This window comes from Cardiobacterium valvarum (genome assembly GCF_900460955.1).
Taxonomy (GTDB): Bacteria; Pseudomonadota; Gammaproteobacteria; order Cardiobacteriales; family Cardiobacteriaceae; genus Cardiobacterium; species Cardiobacterium valvarum.
This window is the reverse complement of the sequence record NZ_UFUW01000001.1, coordinates 2,198,045-2,218,006: the sequence shown is the minus strand read 5'-3', so window position 1 is coordinate 2,218,006 and position 19,962 is coordinate 2,198,045. Positions and strand designations below refer to the sequence as shown.

General features: G+C 59.8%; 17 protein-coding genes and 1 pseudogene. 6 read left to right on the top strand and 12 right to left on the bottom strand.

Annotated features, from left to right (window positions below):
- Both DY250_RS10795 and DY250_RS10790 read right to left on the bottom strand, forming a co-directional pair.
- Positions 1-1,122, bottom strand: coding sequence for an efflux RND transporter periplasmic adaptor subunit (locus tag DY250_RS10795; RefSeq protein WP_115612292.1), 1,122 nt, complete (start codon positions 1,120-1,122; stop codon positions 1-3).
- A 119-nt stretch (positions 1,123-1,241) separates the two neighbouring features.
- Positions 1,242-2,009: a MipA/OmpV family protein gene (locus DY250_RS10790; RefSeq protein ID WP_115612291.1), complete on the bottom strand. Its 768-nt coding sequence runs from the start codon at positions 2,007-2,009 to the stop codon at positions 1,242-1,244.
- Between the two features lie 205 nt (positions 2,010-2,214).
- On the opposite strand from DY250_RS10790, the gene DY250_RS10785 reads away from it, so the two are divergent.
- Entirely contained in the window at positions 2,215-2,667 is a 453-nt protein-coding gene (locus DY250_RS10785; RefSeq protein WP_115612290.1) for a MarR family winged helix-turn-helix transcriptional regulator, read from the top strand.
- A 48-nt stretch (positions 2,668-2,715) separates the two neighbouring features.
- On the opposite strand, the gene DY250_RS10780 is transcribed toward DY250_RS10785, so the two are convergent.
- Positions 2,716-4,443 carry a suppressor of fused domain protein gene (locus DY250_RS10780; protein ID WP_115612289.1) on the bottom strand — a complete coding sequence of 576 codons (1,728 nt, stop codon included), beginning with the start codon at positions 4,441-4,443 and terminating at the stop codon, positions 2,716-2,718.
- A 122-nt stretch (positions 4,444-4,565) separates the two neighbouring features.
- Here DY250_RS10780 and DY250_RS10775 point away from each other — a divergent pair, with 122 nt between their 5' ends.
- Both DY250_RS10775 and DY250_RS10770 read left to right on the top strand, forming a co-directional pair.
- Positions 4,566-5,285, top strand: a complete 720-nt coding sequence (locus tag DY250_RS10775) for an Nmad2 family putative nucleotide modification protein (protein WP_245951112.1) — start codon at positions 4,566-4,568, stop codon at positions 5,283-5,285.
- 149 nt (positions 5,286-5,434) lie between these two features.
- On the top strand, positions 5,435-6,214 hold the full coding sequence (locus tag DY250_RS10770) for a J domain-containing protein (protein ID WP_115612287.1): 780 nt from the start codon (positions 5,435-5,437) through the stop codon (positions 6,212-6,214).
- A gap of 76 nt (positions 6,215-6,290) precedes the next feature.
- Here the strand turns inward: DY250_RS10770 and DY250_RS10765 are convergent, their stop codons facing one another.
- The 4 genes from DY250_RS10765 to DY250_RS10750 all read right to left on the bottom strand — a co-directional run bounded on the left by DY250_RS10765 (position 6,291) and on the right by DY250_RS10750 (position 10,537).
- Positions 6,291-7,739: a hypothetical protein gene (locus DY250_RS10765; RefSeq protein ID WP_115612286.1), complete on the bottom strand. Its 1,449-nt coding sequence runs from the start codon at positions 7,737-7,739 to the stop codon at positions 6,291-6,293.
- Positions 7,740-7,782: 43 nt separating this feature from the next.
- Positions 7,783-9,351: an SLC13 family permease gene (locus tag DY250_RS10760; protein WP_115612285.1), complete on the bottom strand. Its 1,569-nt coding sequence runs from the start codon at positions 9,349-9,351 to the stop codon at positions 7,783-7,785.
- Positions 9,352-9,420: 69 nt separating this feature from the next.
- The gene (locus DY250_RS10755) at positions 9,421-10,056 is read right to left on the bottom strand and encodes a hypothetical protein (RefSeq protein WP_115612284.1); all 636 of its coding nucleotides are present in this window, start codon (positions 10,054-10,056) and stop codon (positions 9,421-9,423) included.
- Between the two features lie 10 nt (positions 10,057-10,066).
- Positions 10,067-10,537, bottom strand: coding sequence for a CYTH domain-containing protein (locus DY250_RS10750; protein WP_115612283.1), 471 nt, complete (start codon positions 10,535-10,537; stop codon positions 10,067-10,069).
- Between the two features lie 214 nt (positions 10,538-10,751).
- Between DY250_RS10750 and DY250_RS10745 the strand changes: the two genes are divergently transcribed.
- The 3 genes and pseudogenes from DY250_RS10745 to parC all read left to right on the top strand — a co-directional run bounded on the left by DY250_RS10745 (position 10,752) and on the right by parC (position 13,582).
- Positions 10,752-11,051 carry a type II toxin-antitoxin system RelB/DinJ family antitoxin gene (locus DY250_RS10745; protein WP_006986971.1) on the top strand — a complete coding sequence of 100 codons (300 nt, stop codon included), beginning with the start codon at positions 10,752-10,754 and terminating at the stop codon, positions 11,049-11,051.
- Positions 11,038-11,294, top strand: a pseudogene (locus tag DY250_RS10740) (type II toxin-antitoxin system RelE/ParE family toxin). The gene DY250_RS10745 and the pseudogene DY250_RS10740 overlap by 14 nt, the downstream one beginning before the upstream one ends.
- A 26-nt stretch (positions 11,295-11,320) precedes the next feature.
- A complete protein-coding gene (gene parC, locus DY250_RS10735; RefSeq protein ID WP_115612282.1) occupies positions 11,321-13,582 on the top strand; it encodes a DNA topoisomerase IV subunit A in 2,262 nt (753 codons plus the stop codon).
- A 151-nt stretch (positions 13,583-13,733) separates the two neighbouring features.
- On the opposite strand, the gene DY250_RS10730 is transcribed toward parC, so the two are convergent.
- The 5 genes from DY250_RS10730 to tgt form a co-directional block, all read right to left on the bottom strand.
- Complete coding sequence (locus DY250_RS10730; protein WP_115612281.1) at positions 13,734-15,227, bottom strand: tetratricopeptide repeat protein; 1,494 nt, start codon at positions 15,225-15,227, stop codon at positions 13,734-13,736.
- A gap of 224 nt (positions 15,228-15,451) precedes the next feature.
- Entirely contained in the window at positions 15,452-16,372 is a 921-nt protein-coding gene (gene secF / locus DY250_RS10725) for a protein translocase subunit SecF (RefSeq protein ID WP_115612280.1), read from the bottom strand.
- A 7-nt stretch (positions 16,373-16,379) separates the two neighbouring features.
- Entirely contained in the window at positions 16,380-18,239 is a 1,860-nt protein-coding gene (gene secD, locus DY250_RS10720; protein WP_115612279.1) for a protein translocase subunit SecD, read from the bottom strand.
- Positions 18,240-18,303: 64 nt separating this feature from the next.
- Positions 18,304-18,714, bottom strand: a complete 411-nt coding sequence (gene yajC / locus DY250_RS10715) for a preprotein translocase subunit YajC (RefSeq protein ID WP_006986964.1) — start codon at positions 18,712-18,714, stop codon at positions 18,304-18,306.
- A gap of 46 nt (positions 18,715-18,760) precedes the next feature.
- Positions 18,761-19,876, bottom strand: coding sequence for a tRNA guanosine(34) transglycosylase Tgt (tgt, locus tag DY250_RS10710; RefSeq protein WP_115612278.1), 1,116 nt, complete (start codon positions 19,874-19,876; stop codon positions 18,761-18,763).
- Positions 19,877-19,962: the final 86 nt, after the last annotated feature.

The following is a 19,962-nucleotide window of genomic DNA, read 5'->3' as shown; positions in this document are numbered from 1 at the left end:
TCACGCGTCTCCGGCCGGTACCGGGCTGACGCGGTCGCCCTCGCTGACAAATGCCCCGGCGCGCTGGATGACGCGCTCGGCGGCAGTCAGTCCGGTGCGGATTTCCACCCGCCCCTGCTGTTTGCGGCCAGTTTCTACTGGGCGGCGCGATACTTGTCCGTCATCATCCACCAGCCACACGGAGGCAGCTCCCGCGTGGTCGTAGGCCACCGCCGTTTCCGGCAGTGTTAGTGCTGCCTGGTAGGCTGGCAGTTCCAGCAGCGCTTCGCCATAGCCGCCGCTGTGCAGCGGTGCAGAGGCGCGGACGCTGATACGCACTTTGCCCAGCCGCGTCGCCGCATCAACGCCGGGATCCAGTCGCCGCACGGTGCCGGGCAGCGCCGTATCCTGGCCGGACAAATGCACCAGCGCCGTCTGTCCCGGCCGCAGCCGCGCCAAATCCGTGGCATTCACCTCGGCGGCAAGTTCGACGGCGTCGTCCTTGATGATGGCAAACAGCGCATCCGCGCCGGTCAGGGCCCCCGCTTCGGCATTGCGCCGTGCCACCACCCCGGCCACCGGTGCGATGACTTCCGCTTTGCCGCGCTGGTTGCGGCTGTCCTTCAACTGCGCCTGCAACTGGGTAATCTCGGCCTTCGCCGCCTGTACCTGCGCGCGGGCGGACTGCATCGCCGCCTGCTGCTGATCAAGCGTCTGCCTGCTCACCGCCCCGGCCCTGGCCAGCTGTTTATAACGCTGCAAGGTCGTCGCCGCTTCTTTCGCCGTTGCCTCCTGCGCCTGCAACTGTGCCTTGGCGCGGGCAATCTGCGCTTCCACCTGCTGCACCTGTGCCTGCACATTCACGTGTTCCAGCCGCGCCAACACCTGCCCCGCCTGCACCCGATCGCCCACATCCACAGTGACGCTGAGGATGCGCTGCCCCTGCAAGGCGGTGCTGACCGGCACTTCTTCGCGCGCCACCAGCGTCCCCGGCAGCCGCAGCGTCGTCAGCCAATCCGCCGGAGCAGCGTGCAGCACCGTCACCCGGAGCGGCGGCAGCGTTTCGCTTTCCTGAGCCGGACGGTTACAGGCGGAAAGCAGCAGTGGGAACAGGGCGGTGAGAAGCAGACGGGGAAGAAACATGACGATTCCTTGGTGGTTAAAAATGATGAAAACGCCCGCCAAGCGGGATAAACGCCGGGTTTGCGGGGAAGCTGCCAAGCGGGATAAACACGGGCTTGCAGCGGCCTTACACCCAACACTCAAAACCGGTACAACAACCCGGCAGCCCCCTGAAAATGAAAACGCTCGTCCACCATCGGGCTGCGCTTGACATCCGCTCCCAGCGTTTCCAGCCGTGCTGAGGCAAACGCGCTGAAATGCCTGGAAAAACGATACTCGGCGGCCACATCCAGATACGGTTGCAACGTCGCACCAGGTGCATACGCCGGCAGACCACTACGCGCGGCTTCCTTGGCAGTAATGCCGTAGTAATAACGGTTGTAGCGCTTGTCCGCATACTTCACGCCAATAGCGGGCGTTACCGTCAGCGCCTCGTCAGGCTGCCAAAAATAACTGTACTGAATGGACGCCAGCTGCCCCTTGCTGCGCCCGGATATATCCGCCGACCACTGCGTCTCCACATTGCCGTAGGGCGAATAAAAGTTATAAGCGAGGTCAGCCGTCACAATATCGCGGCGGCGGTCAAGCTGCTGCAACTGCCTGTCATCGGCACGGCTCGGCTTGAACGCCTGCCCCAGCTGCCAGGTCGAACCCACCAGCAACTCATGCGCCTGATCATCGGACGAAAACACCCGCGCGCCGGCAGACAGCCCGCGCACATAAAAATACGGCGATTCCACCTGCACCAGCGGCAGCGCCGACCAGTTGCCGTCATAACTGCGGTACAGCCCCTTGCTATACCCCCCGGCGACACCGACGGCCACCTCCGTGGACGGCGTTTCCTCAGCCGCCGCTGCCAGAGCGACAGCGGATAACAGCAACAGTCCGGGATGAAAAAGACGCGACATGACAAATCCTCATAAAAAAACAGGAAGTGCAGTATAGTCCTGAACAGGACGGTTAATCAACGGGACGGTTAACAATAAGGACAGTAAAGCCGCTGCTACAATATGGCTCGCCGCAAACAGCGCTGATACATACAGCCTTCGGCTCGCCGCCTGGTCTCAGCCCGGTTTGCAATGACCCATCCCGCCCCCTCCACCGGAACCCGCCATGAACCAAGAAGCCGACAGCCTCCTCCAACTGGGCAGCATCCTCACCAACATCTTCAGCCTCTACGACCGCTGGGCGAAAGAGCAGGGCATCAACCCCACCACCTTCTCCATTCTCTACTCGCTCTACCCGGAAGAAACCTGCACACAAAGCGACATCTGCACCCTGTGGGGTATTGCCAAACAGACCATCTCCACGCAAAGCAACGACCTGATGGATCGTGGCCTGCTGCACATTGAACAGGACAACGACAATCGCCGCCGCAAACTGCTGCGCCTGACCGACGCCGGTCGTGACTACGCCCGCCCCTTCGTCGAACCGCTGCATCGTGCCGAAGAAAAAGCCTTTGCCACCCTTGGCCTCGAACTGGGTCAGCAACTGCTGCGTGGTGCGGCGCAATTTCAGAGCGCCTTTGCCGCCGAATTGGCGGGCAGTGAGGCAAAAGAAGACTGAATACAAAAAACCGCCCTCCGGGGCGGTTTCTTTAATGGCAGGTTTGAGTCAGCGGCTGCTGTCCGGGCGCGTCGGGTCGGCGATTTCGCCGCTGATGTGGTGCGCATCGAAGCGGGCGAGCAGGGCTTCCAGTCCTTCGCGGTTGAGCAGTTCGATTTCGCCGGCGTAGAGCGGCATCAGGCAGTAGATGTTGATGCGGTTGCCGTCTTTGCTGCGGTAGGTGCCGAATTCGTGCGAGTGGCTGAGCAGAGCCGGCAGGATGGTTACGCCGCTGAATGGGGTATCGGCGATCGGTGTCATCGGGTTGCCGTTCGGGAAAAGGTTGCCGATGGCAATCCAGTTGTCCCGGCCCTGGGCGTAGTCCGCCAGCATCGACAGCCAGACAATCGGCCAGTAGCCCTGTTCGCTGTGCAGGTTCTTCGAGCTGAGTTGCCAGTCGGGCGGCAGCATGATCATCAGTTCGGCGCGCTCGCGCTGGGCGCGGCGCGGGCCGTCCGGGACATCCATTGGCCGGTCGGAGAGTCCGCTGGTGATCAGGGCGTGGTAGGGGTGCTCGTCGCCGGGCGGCAGCCAGAGCAGGTCGATGCTGCTGTCGCTTTCTTCCCGCTTGAAGGTGGCGGCGATGGGGCCGATGTGGTGCTCAAGGTGCGCGCGGATTTCGCTGCGGTAGCTGTGGTTTGCGGCAGCAAGCGATGGCGGGTCGTCGTTTTCTTCGGGGTAGAGGGTGTAGCTGAGGAAGGTGTAGAGCCATTCGTCGAAGCTGTCGTAGTCGGTGAGGATTTCGTAGTCTTCGCCGCTGTAGATGACGAGTGGTTGTCCCGTGTTGCCGTCTTCGGTCGGCGCGTAGTCGAGCGCGATGATGATGTCGCCCATTTGGTAGATGGGCAGCCACATGGGGTGGTAGTAGTAGGGCTGGGTCTGGCTGCTTTCTCCGGCATCGGGGCGTTCGGTGGTGGCGGGATCGCTGCCGAGACGGGCGGCGAGTTTGTCGCGCCAGGCGGCCTGCGTGGCGGTGATGGCGTCGTGGCCGATCCAGTATTCGCCGTTGTCGGCGGTGGGATGTTTGTAGCCGTTGTAGGCGTGCCAGATGGTTTTGAGGTTGTCGGGGAAGCGGATGCCGTTGATGTGTTCGGTGATGCGGATGTCGTTCGGGCTGGCGGGCGGGTTCAGCGTGAGCGCCGGGTTGAGTCGCTGGTAGGTGAGGTATTCGTCGATGAGGGTGCCCAGGCCGACAGTGTGGTGGCTGGCGCCGAGGGCGTGCGCGTGGCTGTCGAACCACAGCGCGAAGCTGTCGTCGAGATGGATGATGTCGCTGGTGGCGGGGTCGGCGTTGATTTTGGTGTAGATGATTTGTCCGCTGCTGCCGCCCGCTTCAGGATCGAAATCGACGCAGTAGAAGCCTTCGTTGTCGGCCATGAAGGGCAGCCAGAAGGGGTTGTAGAGGGTATTTTTGGCCAGCCCTTCGGCGTCGATATGCGGCAGGCGGACGTTCGGCCAGTGTTTGCCGTAGTAGGTTTCGCAGAATTCGCGCCATTCTTGCTGTTTGCCGTAGATTTCTTCCAGGCCAAGCCAGCGCGGTTCGCCCGGCGGGATGAGTTCGTGGATCTGGCCGTTGAAGGCGCGGTAGATACCGGCGAGGCTCTCCGGCAGGCGGATGCCGTGTTCGCTTTCGAAGTTTTTCAGGTCGGCTTCGGTCGCGCCCGGATTGAGCGCACTGCTGAGGCCGCGGGCGGCAAAGGTTTCGAGGTAGTGGCGCAGGCTTTCGGCGGTGTCCATGTTGGTGTTTTTGGCTGTGATTTGCCCGGCATTGTACGGGCTTTTTGCCCAGGCGGCGCGTAGAATGCGGCCTGTTTTCTTTTGTTGAGGTGTTTATGTTCGCTTTTTCTGAAACAGCCCGCTTGTTCAGTTTTCCGGTGTTTTTTGATGGTGGCGTTGCGCCGTTTGTGAAGGATGATTTGGCGTCGTTTGCCCTTGCCCAGCCGCAGGTGCGTGCGCAGGCGCGCCCGGATGATGTGCTGCTCGGGCTCACGGCGGATGCGGGACAGGTGCGGGTGGTGTTCGTATTTGTGGTCGATGAGGTGTTGTCGTGGCCGGAGTATGCGGCGAAAACGCGCAGCGAATGGCGTAACCGCGTGCCACACAATGTGCTGGATGCCGCCGATGCAATATGGCCGCCGCAGAGCCGCTTCCCGTTGTCGTCATGGTCGGGGCATGGCGAGGCCGATTTCGGGCGCGATGTGGAAGTGGGGCGCCATGTGCTGCTCAGCCGCCGTTTCTGGTATTTCGGGCGGGGCGACAAGCTGGCGCTGCTGTTGCCGCCGGATTTGCAGGTGTTACTGCCCGCCGAAGGCTTCCGCGCCGGCGCGAATGAAGCACGGCGGGCACGCTTTGCCGAGGTATTCAATGCTGCGCTGGCTGCCGCCGGGGTGCAGGCGTATGGCTGCTACGGTCAACCGCAGCATCAGCCCGAGCTGGAAGGCTTTGATTTTGTGATGTCGTGCAGCACGTTGTCCGCCAGTGCGGATGGTTGTGGGGCGCAGGTGGAAGGGCGCGTTGCGCTGGACGTGCTGCGTGATGCCGAGCGCGCAAGTGATGCCGTTGACGAGCGTTTTGATTAAAGAAAGGTAAAATTTCTTTGCTTTTTGCAGGTCGGATTATTACAATTTCTACACGACAATTTAACCTTTAACACGCCTCACCGTGGCCCACAAGGAGCGTCAACCTGCTTCGAGTAGGGTTTTCGCCGTAATTTTTTAAGGATGTTTTTATGGCTGCGACACACAATTATTACCGCATTCTGGGTGTCCCCAGTACCGCCGGGGTACCGGAAATACGCAATGCCGTCAGTGCATTACGCAAGCGTGATGCTGCCGGCAGTTACACCGCAACCCTCAACACGATTGAGGAAACGTTGAGTGATCCGCAAAAACGCAATGCTTATGACGACCAGCTGGGGCTAACGGCGGGACTGCGCGGCGATTATTACGTTGCCATCCAGGCACAGGCAGAGCCGAAGAAACAGACATTTGTCGATGTGACCGGGCGGGAATACGGCTCCGAAGAAGCGCTGCGCAATGCGCAGAAGGCACGTTATAACCAGATGGCGGCCGAGCTGGAAGATTGGGAAAAGGGCCTGACGGCACGTGATCACCTGCTCTCCAGCGGACGCGCGATGTTGTTCCTCGGCATGCTGGCTCTGGCCTTGGCCATCGCCTTTTTTTCCGGCAAGCCGTTTTATGACGATTACCGCGCCAAGCAGCAATCAGAAGAGGCTTATGTCGCCTTGAGCAATGCGGGCAATGAGGTCATGTCGCTCATCCGCAGCAACAAGGTTTTCCCTTCCAGCTATAGCAACGATGGCGAGTATTACCACATTGGCGTGGAAGGGGATAATGCCATCAAGCTGAGCTTCAACCAGAAGGCTTACAACGGCCTGCAAGGCAGCAGCATTACCTTCGAGCTGTATCAGATTCCTAACGCGGGGGTGGACTGGCGTTGCCGCACCGATTTGCCGGAAGACTATGTGCCGGTGCGTTGCCCCAAGTAATCATTTAATGTCTTTCTCCGGGGACAGGCGGCGTAGCGATACGTCGCCTGTTTTTTTGTGCCCGTCGCCGGTCACTTCAATTCTCGGTGTCGCTAGCGAATTGTAGCGGCTGGATCATTTCCAGGCGCTTGATGCCGGCGGCGTTCACTACCAGGCGCACCAGCTCGCTTGCTTGCTGCCCCGCATAGTCGATGTGCCGGATCATGTAGATGTGGTAGATGCGTTCGCCCCGGCTGTCGCCGTTTTCGTCTTCGGGCAGTGGCAGCGGCTCGAAGAGGTTGTCGATTTGTTTCAGGAAGTCGGCGATGTTGAAGCGGGTGATGTCCACGATGGAATACTGGGTGCGCTCAAACAGTACCGGGCGGTTGTGCAAGGTCACGTCTTTTTTGTAGAGGAGGATATCTTCGTCGCGCTGGTCGTTCAGCAGTTGCAGCCAATGCCCCCGCTCGCGCAGGGTGGCGATATCCGGCGGCAGCAGTTCGTGTTCGACGAAGCGGTAGTTTTCGCGGCAGTCGCCGACGATGGTTTTTTCGTCGCGGTAGATGACGAGACGCCGGTCGGGAATCCATTTGCGGAAGAGGCGCAGCAGTTGTTCGCGGCCAATGTCTTTCATGCGGTCTTTGAAGATGTAGGCGATGACGACGGCCATGAAGAGGTTGCTGCTGAGTGCGCCGTATTTGCCCTGCCAGAAGAAGGCAACGAAGGTGGCGAAGATCATGGCAATCGCCGCCGCCACCGCATAGACGGTGTGCATGAGCAGCGGGTTGCCTTTTTTGCGGCGCACGTCGAGGTAGAGGTAGCGGTTGATGTATTTTTTCAGGGCGCTCCAGCGGTAGAGCACGTCTTCGTTCTTGCCGGTGGCATTCGGCATGCTCGCCGGGTAGTGGGCGCGGCAGTAGGCGGTTTCTTCCCGCCACAGGGTTCGGATAGCGGCGCGTGCGGGCACATCGGCAGGGGCAGCGAGGCGGCGCAGGTACTGCACGGTCATCAGCGTGATGTATTCGTCGCAGTAATGGAAGGCGGCGGAAGAGAGGCGCGCTTCTGCCGGTGCGGCGAGTGGAGCCAGGGCGCGGTAGGCAGCGAGTGCGGCACGGACGGCAGCAAGAGTGGCGCTGACGGTTTCGGCGTTTTTTTTCTGCGGGTTTTTTTCGATGAGTTTGACGGCGAGGCGCAGGGCGCGTTTATAGGTGAGCGCGTAGCGTTTCAGGGTGTTTTCGTAGTCGTCCAGGGTCAGCGCCGGGTCATCGCGATGGGCGGCAAGCCAGGCGGCGAGGGTCTCAAGCGTGCCGCCCGCTTCGCTGAGGTGGGCGATTTTTTCGGTCGGCGGGCGCAGTCGGACGTAGTTTTTCAGGCTGCGGCGGAAGTCGCTTGTGCTGTAGAAATCGGGGTTGATTTGCAGGGCGGAGGGCAGGAAGAACCAGGTATCGATGCGGTAGCGGATTTCTTTGGCGTGGCGGTCGAAGAGGACTTTCTGCTTGATTTCAAGCTGGTGTTTGCCATGCGCCTTGACGGATTCTTTGATCATGCCCTGTCCCTGTTTCCCCCCCCTCTGTAAAAGGGGGGATGCTTTACCACAAGCGGCTGTTAAAGCCCATGAGCGGCATGACGTAGTGCGTCCACAGGATGAGGATAATCCAGATAAGGATGAGCTGGATGATGCCGTATTTGAAGGAATCGCCGGTGGAGTACTGGTCGGTGAGGTAGCTGATGTTGGCAGGTTTGGAGTTGAAGTAGAGCACATAAACCTGGTTGATCATGAAGCCCATCGGCAGGCAGAAGCCGACCAGATCCCAGTGGTAGCGCTGGGCGATGGCGATGATGATCGGGAAGAGGATGATGGTGCGCGCGGTTTTGCTTTCGCTGATGAGGGTGGTGAAGCCGAAGACGGCGCTGAGGACGGCGAAGACCAGCACTTTGCCCGCACCCTGCGGGTCGATGTTCCAGTGGTCGAAGGCGCGGTGCACATAGAGGCCGACAATGTCGGTCTGATCCATCATGCCGCCCAGCACGTAAGCACCGAAGCTGAACATCATCATGTGCCAGGGGATGTCAGCGTCGTTCCATTTCATCACGCCGATGGCGGGCAGGTTGGAGAACGACGGCATGAGCACGGCGCAGGCACCGGCAAGCGCGACGACTTCGGCTTTGATGCCCGTCCATTTGCCGGTGCACCACAAGGCCAGCACGACAAGGAAGACGGCGCCGGCCTTGATTTCTTTCACCTGAATCTTGCCGAGTTTGTCGTATTCCGCGCGCAGCCGCGCCATGCCGCCGGCGAGTTTCGGGCGGCTGTCTTCTTCTTTTATCGGGAAGATGAAGCGCGTACCCGTCCACCAGGCGACCAGGCATTGCACCACGGCGAGCGGGAAAAGGGCGAGGAACCAGTCCTGATAGGTGACGAGCGCGCCCGCTTTTTCCAGCATGGCGACGGCGAGGAGATTGGCGGCGGAGCCGGTGAGGAAGGCGCTGGCGGAGACGTTATTGGCGAGCAGGTTGAGCAGCACCATGTTGCGCCCGACGTGGTTGCGTGAAGTGCCGCCGGTCGCGCCGTAAATGGCGGAAATCACCATGAAGAGCGGCAGCAGCAGCGCGGTTTTCGCCGAAGTGGCGCTGATAAAGGCGCCAAAAATCAGGTTCAGCGCGACGAAGCAGAGGAAGAGCATGGTCAGCCGTTCCCTGGTGCGCAGCACGAGGATGAGCGAAATCCGCTTGGCGAGCCCCGTTGTCACCAGGGCGCTGGCGAGGATAAAGCTGGCAATATTCAGGATCATCACCGGTTCGCCGAGCATGGCGAAGGCGGGGCGCATCTTCATCACCCCGGTGAGGACGACAACGACGATGACCAGCAAGGAAGTGAGGTAATTGGGGATGGCCTCGGTCAGCCAGAGGACGAGCGAAGCGAGGAAAATGCCCATCGCACTGTAACAATGGGCGGGCGGCACCTTCGTCTGCGTTTCAAACAGCTCAATGGTGCCGCACCAGCGCAACTGGAACATCAGGAAGAGCAGCACGGCGAGCGGCACGCCGATCAGTTTCAGGCGCTGCATGATTGACCCGGCTTTGATTTCCTTGAATTTCTCCAACGAATAATTACGCATATCGAGCGGGTCGAATGCGGTTTTGTCTATATCGGCCATTATCAACTCCTTAATATATCCACGATTGCCGTAGGGCGGGCTTCAGCCCGCCATCAAATGAATAAATGGCTAGGCCATACCGACGACCTGCTTTCCGGCTTTCAGATAATTGATATTGTCGAGTTGGGCAATGCCCAGTTTTTCAGCAGCGGCTTTAATCCCCGCATAATCCTCGCTTTCACAGCAGGCGGTTTCCATCAGGGCGCCGTTGAACCATACCTGCGCATATTCGCAGATGATGCCGTCCACACTGAAACCATAACGCATCTTTTCTACCGATACCGTGCATAAATCAGGATGCGCTTTGGCCATCGCGACAAATTCCGCCAATTCATATTGCGCCTTATCGAGGGAAATATCGACTTGCAGGAAACCGAGAATGGTCTGCAAATCTGCCTGGCTCACCGGGAACTGGAATTTGCCGCGCGGCTGGAAGATTTCAAAGCCTTCCGGCGTTTCGCCGACCTTCAGCTTGATATCGAGCAGGCTGTCGCGCACCTTGACGTTGGCGGCATCCGTTTTTGCCGAGAGAAAATAAATCTCGGCGGGCATACGGCGGGCGGCATACAGCGTCGCTTTCGCATCCCACATATGCTGCTGTACCCCCTGGATAATATCCTTGCCAAATACGCGGAATTCGGCGCGCGGCGTAATTTTGGCGGCATCAGCGGCAGAAGTGGCGACATTCTTGGCATACGTATTCATGGTGGCCTCTCTATTTATCCCAGGTTGTATAAGGATTCTTTACCAGATTGGAATTGAAATAACGCGGATCGGATGAAATCTCTTCACCCACCCAGGCGGGTTTCTCAAATGCCTGCGATTCGCTGGCAAGTTCCACTTCGGCGACAATCAGACCGGCATTGACACCGAAAAATTCATCAATCTCCCAAGTCAAGCCGGCAAAAGGAATCTTATAGCGCGCCTTTTCAATAATCGGTTTCTCGGCGAGATGCTCCAGCATTTGCACACAATCGGCATGCGGGATTTCATATTCATATTCCTGACGGGTAACGCCGACGGTCGGGCCTTTCACCGTGAGATAGGCCTTGTCGTCAATCGTGCGGATGCGCACCGTCCGCTCCTTGGCGCTGTTGAGATAGCCCTGACGGTAATGGGTCCCCTTGGCGAGCTGCCGCCAGTCGTCGCCGATTACCAAAAACTTGCGTTCAATTTCTTTGGCCATGATGAGCTCCTGTTTATGGATTCAGACGTGAGTTTGCCACACCAATTCACAAAATAACAGATTATATCTGAGTGTAATGTATGTGAGTTGTGTTTATATGTTGAATTGCGTGGTTATGCCGCTTGCGGGGAATACTGGATAAGAAATCCGCAGAACGGCAAAGCAGCCGCAAACGCTATACAATGCCCAGTAAACAGCACTACAGGAGACTTACATGACCACATCCAACTTTAACATCCGTCTTGATGACGACCTGAAAGCGCGCGCCTTCGCCGTTATTGAACGCTTTGGCCTGACCCCAACGCAGGCGATGCGCATGTTCCTCACACAAATCGCCGAGACCGACAGCGTGCCGTTATCGCTGGATTATGCACGGCAAAGCAGTGCGCACACGCTAAGTCGCAACGGCGAAGTGATGCTGCGCGAATCCATCCGGGATATGGAAAATGGTGCCGTCAGCCATTTTGACAGCGTGGAAGCATTGGCCAAGGCATTTGCCCATGCGAAAGATTAAAACTAGCCGCCGTTTGACAAAGATCTGCAAAAATTCGGCCTGAGCGCGCCCCTGATTGACGTCTTGGGGCATCTGCTGCATGGCAGCAGGTTGCCCGAAAAATACCGTGATCACGCTCTTACGGGGAACTGGCAAGATTACCGCGACTGCCACATCAAGCCCGACCAGGTGCTGATCTACCGCATCCACGGCGACACCATAGAATTGCACCGCATGGGTACCCACGCCGAACTCTTCGGCTAAATAACGCATCCTGAAACGCACACACCATGACCCTCACGACCCACGAAGAACAACAACCCCTGGCCGGCTTCGTCGAAAAAGCCTACCTCGACTACGCCATGTACGTCATCCTCGACCGCGCCCTGCCGCACATCAGCGACGGTCTCAAGCCCGTGCAGCGCCGCATCATCTACGCCATGAGCGAGCTCGGCCTCTCGCACCAGTCCAAACACAAAAAATCCGCGCGCACCGTCGGCGACGTCATCGGCAAATACCACCCGCACGGCGACAGCGCCTGCTACGAAGCGATGGTGCTGATGGCGCAAGACTTCGCCTACCGCTACCCGCTGGTGGACGGGCAGGGTAACTGGGGCAGTGCGGACGACCCCAAATCCTTCGCCGCCATGCGCTACACCGAAAGCCGCCTGACCGGCTACGCCAAAACCCTGCTTGCCGAACTTGAACAGGGCACCGTCGCCTGGATCGCCAACTTCGACGGCACCCTGCAAGAACCTGCGCGCCTGCCCGCGCGCCTGCCGAACATCCTCCTGAACGGCGGCAGCGGTATCGCCGTCGGCATGGCGACCAACCTCCTGCCGCACAACCTGCGCGAAGTCGTCTCCGCCTGCCGCGCCCTCCTTGCCGACCCGCTGCTCACCGACGACGAAATCATGCAGCATATCCCCGCACCGGACTTCCCGACCGGCGGCGAACTCGTCTCCCCGCGCGAAGAAATCGCCGCCCTCTACCGCACGGGGCGCGGTACCATCCGCCTGCGCGCCACCTGGCATCTCGAAGACGGCAACATCGTCATCGACCAACTGCCCTACCAGGTTTCCGGCAGCAAAATCCAGGAACAAATCGCCAAACAAATGCAGGCGAAAAAACTCGCCTGGCTGGACGACCTGCGTGACGAATCCGACCACGAAAACCCCGTGTGCCTCGTCCTTATCCCGCGCTCCAACCGCGTCGATAACGAACGCCTCATGCAGCACCTCTTTGCCACCACCGATCTCGAAAAACGCTACAGCGCGCAAATGAATATGATCGGCCTCGATGGCCGCCCGCAAGTCAAAAACCTGCGGCAAATCCTCAGTGAATGGCTGATATACCGTGAAGACACCGTGCGCCGCCGCCTGAACCACCGCCTCATCGCCGTTAACGACCGCCTGCACATCCTCGCGGGGCTCCTCATCGCCTACCTCAACCTCGACGAAATCATCCGCATCATCCGCAGCGAAGACGAACCGCGCCCCGTACTCATGCGCACCTTCAACCTCAGCGAAGCCCAAGCCGAAGCCATATTGAACACCCGCCTGCGCCACCTCGCCTGCCTCGAAGAACAACAAATCCGCGCCGAAGAACAGGCTCTCGCCGCCGAAAAACAGCGACTCGACGAACTCCTGCGCAGCCGCGCCAACCTGCTCGCCCTCATCAGCGACGAACTCGCCGCCGATGCCGAGACCTACGGCGACGCCCGCCGCACCGTCATCTGCGAACGCGAAGCGGCGGTGGCGCTGGATGAAACCGAACTCACCCCCAGTGAAGCCGTCACCCTCATCCTCTCCAAAATGGGCTGGATACGCGGCGGCAAAGGCCACAACATCGATGGCGCGACCCTCACCTACAAAAGCGGCGACGCCTACCTCACCCAAATCGCCGGACGCAGCAACCAGCAAGCCTGCCTGCTCGCCGATGATGGCCGCTGCTACACCCTCGCCCTGCACGGCCTGCCGTCGGCACGCGGCAACGGCGAACCGCTGACCAGCCGCCTCAGCATTGACGCCAGCGCACACATCATCGCCGCCGCCATCATCGACGACGACCGCTGCTACCTCGTGGCGGCCGACAACGGCTACGGCTTCATCACGCGCGGGCGCGACCTCACCAGCAAAACCAAAACCGGCAAAAGCCTCATCAACCCCGGCGGGGGCCGCGCCATCACCCTGCAAGCCCTGCCGGACGGCGAGGTGGACATCCTCGCCATCACGAACGAAGGCAGAATCGCCCTCATCGATGCCGCCGAAATCCCCGAACTCGGCAAAGGCAAAGGCAGCCAGACCATCGCCATCGCCAAAAAAACCTACGACCAAAACGGTGTGCGCCTCAGCCATATCTGCGCCTACGCGCGCGGACGCGACATCACCCTGTACAGCGGCAAACAGAAAATGACCATCCGCGCCAGCGAACGCGACACCTACCACACCCCGCGCGGCCATAAAGGCAACCACCTGCCGAAAGGCTACCGCCATGTTGAGCGCATTGAAGTGCAGGATGAAGACAGCGTCGCGCCGGCAAATCCGGCATAACAACAGCAGCCGTCAAGCGGGATAAATGCCGGATTCCCGTCTGGCGGCGGAATTCACCTGCCGCGTCGGAAAGAGCGACAGGAAATCCAGCATTTTCGCCGTTTGGCGAAGCCAGTAACTACGCCGCCTGGCGGCTTGGGGAACAAGCCCGTTATTGTCGCAGGTGTTCTTGTGCGGGACGAAAGCCGTTGACGGCAGAGGCGTGCATCAGGTTGAGGTAGCGCGCCATGCTCAGCGGCACGCCCCAGCCGTTTTTGTACATCAGCGCCATATTGTATTGCGCCCGCGCCCGGCCTTGAGCGGCGGCTTTTTCCAGCCAGATGGCACCATTCTTATAGTCTTTTTTGCCATCGAGTTCCCCTAGAGCGTAGATTTCCCCCAGCGCTTCCTGCGCCCTTGCTTCGCCTGCTTCGGCGGCCAGGCGGTAGTAGTAGCAGGCTTTTTGCAGGTTTTGCGCCACACCTTTGCCGTAGTGGTAGTACCAGCCGACCCAGTAATGCGAGACCGGCGCGCCGGCTTTTTTGTACCAGCTGATGGCCTGCGCCGGGTCTTTGGGCACGATTTCGCCTTTGCGGAAGAGGTTGCCGAGGTTGTTTTTCGCAGCGGTGTCGCCGAGTTTTTCGGCTTGTCGGTAGTAATACAGGGCTTTTTCGCCGTCAATGGCAACGCCACGTCCCAATTCGTAAGTCAGGCCGAGATTGGTCAAGGCTCCCGCATAGCCTGCTGACGCCGCTCGCTGGTTCCAGTGCAAGGCGGTTTCATAGTCTTGGGTGACGCCAAGCCCGTAGGTGTAAAACTGTGCCAGTTCTTTCATGGCACGGGCGCTGCCCATTTCAGCTGCTTTGCGGTAAAAGTCAGCGGCGGCAGCGTAGTTTTTTGCATTTCTGTGGCGGTCGCCTTGCTGACGCAGTATGTCAATTTTTCGTATGAGTGCTTCCTGCTCTGCTTTTGTCTGCCGTTTTTGTGCGGCGGCTGCCCGCTTTTCAGCAGCAAGGCGTTCTTTTTCGGCACGTTTTGCCGCTTCGCGTGCGGTCTTTTCGGCTTGGCGCGCGGCTTTGGCAACGGTAGCGGCACTTTCTTTCGCTGCTTGTGCGGCTTCCCGCTCCTGTTTTTGCATAGCGGCACGCGCTGCTTGTGCCGCTTCGTCGGCACGTGCCTGTTCGCGGCGTTCTTTGCGCACGGCAGCGCGTTCTGCCCGTACTGCGGCTTCTGCAGCGGCGGCTTCCGCTGCCCGTGTTTTGGCTTCAATTTCGGCGGCGTAGTAGGCGTGGTAATGCCAGCTGATGACGGCAGCGGCGTGTTGCAGGCAGGCAGCGGCGTCATTGGCGTCTTCGTGGTAGTCGTGCGCGGCGCGGTTGCCCTGCCGGCGCAGGGCGTGCAGGTGGTCGGCGATGTCGTCGGGGAGGATGAGTTCGCGGTATTGCAGGAGGGCGAGCAGGTCGCGCTGTTTGTCGCTGCCGTCGGCGTCAATATGGTGGTGCTGTGCGGTGTTTTGCAGGATGGCTTCGCCAAGCTGGCGCAGTTTGATGAGGACGGTGTTGGGGTCGTCCGGGTAGTAGGCGAGTGCGCTTTGTGCCAGTCTGGCGAGGTGCGGGGCGTCGTGGCAGGCGTCGAGCAGGGTGAAGGCGGCGGTAATATCGGGCATGGTTTCTCAGGTAGGTATGGATTTACAGCTTCAAATAGGAAGAATACAAGGCGATGCGACGAAGACCGTACAACTAGTACGGCGAGTCACGCCAACACTGTATCGTTTCTATTTGAAGCCATTATATGGTTGTCCTGCAGTGCCAGCGGGTGAGCCGTAGGTCTTTGCACTATATGTAAAAAACCGCTGCACGGGGCAGCGGTTTTTTTGTGGGTCTGCGCGGGTTACGGCAAGTCGTCGATGGGGCGCTTGGAACGCGGCATCAGGTCTTCGTGGCGCACGCCCATTTTGTACACGATGGCGCTCGCGACGAAGATGGAGGAGTAGGTGCCGAAGATGATGCCGATCATCATCGCGGTCGAGAAGCCGGAGAGGATGGTGCCGCCGAAGAGGAAGAGGGCGATCACCGAGAGCAGCGTGGTCATGCTGGTGACCATGGTGCGTGCGAGCGTCTGGTTGATGGAGGTATCGACGATATCTTTCGGGGTGATGGCGGGCAGTTTGCGGAAATTCTCGCGGATGCGGTCATACACCACCACGGTGTCGTTCACCGAGTAGCCGAGGATGGCGAGTAGCGCCGCCAGCACGTTCAGGTCAAACGACCACTGCATCAGCGAGAAGATACCGGCGGTGATGATAACGTCGTGCAGCTGTGCCAGCACCGCGCCGAGGGCGAATTTCCACTCAAAGCGCAGGCCGAGGTAGATGATCATGCCGACGCAGGCGAGGCCGATGGCAAGCAGGCCCTTGCTGACGAGTTCTTCTTTGTATTGGCCGCCGACTTTGGACTGGCCGGTGATTTTGGCGTCCTGGTTGTCCGCCTGGATGGCTTTGACCATCTGGCTCATGGTGTCGTCAATGTTGCTGCCTTCTTTTTCGGCGAAGCGAATCTGGATGTCGCGCGAGGAGCCGTATTGCACCACGCCGGCATCGTTCACGACGTTCGCGGCGACACTGCGGATGTGGCTTACGTCCGCCGTTTGCGGGTATTGCACTTCTATGGTTGCGCCGCCGGTGAATTCGAGGCCGAAGTTGAAGCCGCGTGTGGCAATGAGGGCGATGGCGGAGATGGTGAGGATGAGCGAGAACCACAAGCCGTGCCGGGCGTAGTTCATGAAGGGGATGTAGGGGAGTTTGATTTGCATGGCAGCCTCAGAGGTTGATGCGGGGGTTGTCTTTGCGCAGGGTGGTGAATTCGACCAGCGCGCGGGTGACGTACACGGCAGTGAACATGGTGGTCAGGATGCCGATGGAGAGGGTGACGGCAAAGCCTTTAATCGGCCCCGCGCCGAAGCTGAAGAGGAGGATGGCAACGATGAGGGTGGTGATGTTGGCATCCACGACAGTCGGCAGGGCGTTTTCAAAGCCGAGGCGCACGGCGGTGCGGGCATCGACGTTGTGGCGCAGTTCTTCGCGGATGCGTTCGTAGATAAGAACGTTGGCATCCACCGCCATGCCGAGGGTGAGGACGATACCGGCGATGCCCGGCAGGGTCAGGGTCGCACCGACCAGTGACAGGGCGGCCACCAGCAGGACGAGGTTGACGAGCAGGGCGAGGGTGGCGTCGAGGCCGAGTTTTCGGTAGTAGGCGAGCATGAAAACGACGATGAGGGAGAAACCGATGAGCGAGGCGTTCACGCCCTGGTCGATGTTCTTTTTCCCGGCATTCGGGCCGATGGTGCGTTCTTCGATGATGTACACCGGGGCGACGAGCGAGCCGGCGCGCAGGGTGGCGGCGAGTTTTTTTGCCCGCGAGATAGGTTCGACGCCGGTAATCTGGAAGCGTTCGGCGAAGAGGCCCTGGATGGTGGCGGAGTTGACCACGGTTTCGCGTTTTTCGACGGTGGTCACCGGGTTGCCGCTGGCGTCGTTTTTGGTGACGGGGACGTATTCGACGTACATGGTCGCCATCGGTTTGCCGAGGTTTTCGCGGGTGATTTCCGACATTTGCGCCCCGCCCTGGGAATCAAGGACGACGCTGACGGCGATGCCGCTCTGGTTGGCGGTATCGACGGCGGCATCCACGATGTGTTCACCGCTCATCACCACTTTGCGCTTGAGCAGTATCGGCGTGCCGTCTTCGAAGTAGGCGAGTTTGCTGCCAAAGGGCGCACGTTTCATCTGTACCGCCTGGGCGATGTCGCTCTGGGTATCGACGATATAGAATTCGAGGGTGGCGGTGGAGCCAAGCATTTCTTTGGCTTTGGCGACGTCCTGGATGCCGGGGAGCTGGATGAGGAGGCGGTCATCGCCCACGACCTGGATGGAGGGTTCGGCAACGCCGAGGCTGTTGACGCGGCTGGCCATGCGCATGCGGTTCTGGTCGGCGGCGCGGCGTTTCATTTCGCTGATGCCTTGTTCGGTGTATTGCATGCGCACGCGGTACTGGCCGTTTTCTTCGAACTGGATTTGTTCGAGGCCGATGGGCAGCAGGCGGTAGAGGGCATCCAATGCCTGTTCGCGGTCATTCTCGCTGGTGAAATTGAGGATAACGCCACCGTTTGCCGCCGCTTCCGCGCCCTGCATCGGGATGTCGTTTTTCGCGGTGGTCGTGGTCGCGAGGTCAATGAGTTCGGCAGATTTGCGGGTAAAGAGTTCGTTACTATCGACTTGCAGCAGGAAGGAGATGCCGCCGCGCAGGTCAAGGCCGAGGTTGACCGGGGCGAGGCCGAGGTTTTGCAGCCAGGCAGGGGTGTTCGCCATCAGGTTGACCGAGACGCTGTTGTCCGGGTATTGGGCCGCGAGCAGGTCGCGTGCCTGGATTTGCACGTCGGTTTGCAGGTAGAAGAGGTTGAGGTTTTGCCCGTCCTGTTTCCAGCGCACGGGGGCGAGGTTGGCGTCATTGAGCTGTTTGGTGATATCGCCTGCTGCTGTCGCCGCTGCTTCCGGGGTGGGGAATTGCATTTGCACGGTTGGGCTTTTGCCGTACCAGTTCGGCAGGGCGATAAGCAGACCGAAGAAGATAACGACGATGATGAGCAGGTATTTCCATGTGGGGTAATGCTTGGACATGGCGGTTTTCCGGGTTACTGGTAAGTGAAAAGGCTGCCGGAGGCAGCCTTCGGGGGGGCGGTGTTTATTCTTTTTCTTTGTCGTCTTTAGGTTCGTCCGCTTTGTCGTCTTTTTCGTTTTTGTCGTCGTTGGCGGCGCTGTTGCTGCCGAGGCTGGCTTTGAGCGAACCTTTCGGCAGGATTTGCACGACGACGCCGCGCTGGATGCGCACGACAGTATTTTTGGCGATTTCGAGGTCAATGGCGAAGTTGTCAAGGTTGATGACGCGCCCCATCAGGCCGCCGTTGGTCATAACTTCGTCGCCTTTTTTCAGGCTGCCGATGAGCAGTTGGTGTTCTTTCATTTTTTTCTGCTGCGGGCGGATCATGAAGAACCACATCGCGCCGAACAGCACGACCAGCATGATGATGGATAAGCCACCACCGGGTTGGGCGGCAGGAGCGGCTTGGGCGTAGGCGTCTTGGATGAATAGCATGGTTTGTCCTTAGATTTGTGTTATGGAAGGGGTGAAGCGGTGCGCATTATAGCGTACTTGCCCCGGCGCGCCGCATGGCGTAGAAGTCGGCGGCGAAGCTCGCGAACCGCCCCGCTTCGATGGCCGCGCGCATGTCGTGCATGAGGCGGATGTAGTAGCGCAGGTTGTGGATGGTGTTGAGCCGCGCGCCGAGCATTTCGTTGCATTTGTCGAGGTGGTGCAGGTACGCCCGGCTGTAATGGCGGCAAGTGTAGCAATCACAACCTTCTTCGATGGGGCGCAGGTCGCGTTTGTGGACGCTGTTGCGCAGTTTCAGGGTGCCAAAGCGGGTGAAAAGGTAGGCGTTGCGGGCGTTACGCGTCGGCATGACGCAGTCGAACATGTCGATGCCGCGTCGCACGCCTTCCACGATGTCTTCCGGTTTGCCGACGCCCATCAGGTAGCGCGGTTTGTGCGCGGGCAGGTGCGGCAGGGTGTGGTCGAGGGTGTCGTTGCGCGCTTCCAGCGGTTCGCCGACCGCCAGCCCGCCGACGGCATAGCCGGGCAGGTCGAGCGCGACCAGGCCTTCCGCCGATTCGCGGCGCAGGTCAGGATAAATGCCGCCCTGGACGATGCCGAAAAGGTGGTTGGGGTTGCCTTCATGTGCGGCTTTGCTGCGCGCCGCCCAGCGCAGCGACAAGCGCATGGATTTGGCGGCTTCTTCGTGTGTCGCCGGGTAGGGGGTGCATTCGTCGAGCTGCATGACGATGTTGGAATTGAGCGCGCGCTGCACCTGCATGGAGCGCTCCGGGCTGAGGAAGACTTCGCTGCCGTCCACCGGCGAGCGGAAACGTGCGCCTTCTTCGGTCAGCTTGCGGATTTTCGCCAGACTGAAAACCTGGAAGCCGCCGGAATCGGTGAGGATGGGTTTGTCCCAATGCATGAACTGGTGCAGGCCGCCGTGTGCGGCGACGATGTCTGCGCCGGGGCGCAACATGAGGTGGAAGGTGTTGCCGAGGATGATTTCCGCGCCGATGGCATGCAGCTCTTCCGGCGCGAGGCCTTTCACGGTACCAAGGGTGCCGACCGGCATGAAGACCGGCGTTTGCACGACTTGACCGCCGGGGAAGGTGATGTAACCGCGACGTGCGTCGCCGTCTTGAGTGATGAGTGTGTAATGCATGGTTGTGGTGTTGGTTGGCGGAAAGCCTGTGGTTGTCTCGCTTGGGGTATGGGGAAGTCAGGTTTTATCCCGCTTGGCACATCGTC

What these genes read in the sequence shown, in the direction of transcription:
- DY250_RS10795 (WP_115612292.1), bottom strand. Translation starts at nt 1,122, where the DNA reads ATGTTTCTTCCCCGTCTGCTTCTCACCGCCCTGTTCCCACTGCTGCTT.
- DY250_RS10765 (WP_115612286.1), bottom strand. Translation starts at nt 7,739, where the DNA reads ATGATCAAAGAATCCGTCAAGGCGCATGGCAAACACCAGCTTGAAATC.
- DY250_RS10755 (WP_115612284.1), bottom strand. Translation starts at nt 10,056, where the DNA reads ATGAATACGTATGCCAAGAATGTCGCCACTTCTGCCGCTGATGCCGCC.
- DY250_RS10785 (WP_115612290.1), top strand. Translation starts at nt 2,215, where the DNA reads ATGAACCAAGAAGCCGACAGCCTCCTCCAACTGGGCAGCATCCTCACC.
- yajC (WP_006986964.1), bottom strand. Translation starts at nt 18,714, where the DNA reads ATGCTATTCATCCAAGACGCCTACGCCCAAGCCGCTCCTGCCGCCCAA.
- secF (WP_115612280.1), bottom strand. Translation starts at nt 16,372, where the DNA reads ATGCAAATCAAACTCCCCTACATCCCCTTCATGAACTACGCCCGGCAC.
- DY250_RS10760 (WP_115612285.1), bottom strand. Translation starts at nt 9,351, where the DNA reads ATGGCCGATATAGACAAAACCGCATTCGACCCGCTCGATATGCGTAAT.
- DY250_RS10730 (WP_115612281.1), bottom strand. Translation starts at nt 15,227, where the DNA reads ATGCCCGATATTACCGCCGCCTTCACCCTGCTCGACGCCTGCCACGAC.
- parC (WP_115612282.1), top strand. Translation starts at nt 11,321, where the DNA reads ATGACCCTCACGACCCACGAAGAACAACAACCCCTGGCCGGCTTCGTC.
- tgt (WP_115612278.1), bottom strand. Translation starts at nt 19,876, where the DNA reads ATGCATTACACACTCATCACTCAAGACGGCGACGCACGTCGCGGTTAC.
- DY250_RS10750 (WP_115612283.1), bottom strand. Translation starts at nt 10,537, where the DNA reads ATGGCCAAAGAAATTGAACGCAAGTTTTTGGTAATCGGCGACGACTGG.
- secD (WP_115612279.1), bottom strand. Translation starts at nt 18,239, where the DNA reads ATGTCCAAGCATTACCCCACATGGAAATACCTGCTCATCATCGTCGTT.
- DY250_RS10780 (WP_115612289.1), bottom strand. Translation starts at nt 4,443, where the DNA reads ATGGACACCGCCGAAAGCCTGCGCCACTACCTCGAAACCTTTGCCGCC.
- DY250_RS10770 (WP_115612287.1), top strand. Translation starts at nt 5,435, where the DNA reads ATGGCTGCGACACACAATTATTACCGCATTCTGGGTGTCCCCAGTACC.
- DY250_RS10790 (WP_115612291.1), bottom strand. Translation starts at nt 2,009, where the DNA reads ATGTCGCGTCTTTTTCATCCCGGACTGTTGCTGTTATCCGCTGTCGCT.
- DY250_RS10745 (WP_006986971.1), top strand. Translation starts at nt 10,752, where the DNA reads ATGACCACATCCAACTTTAACATCCGTCTTGATGACGACCTGAAAGCG.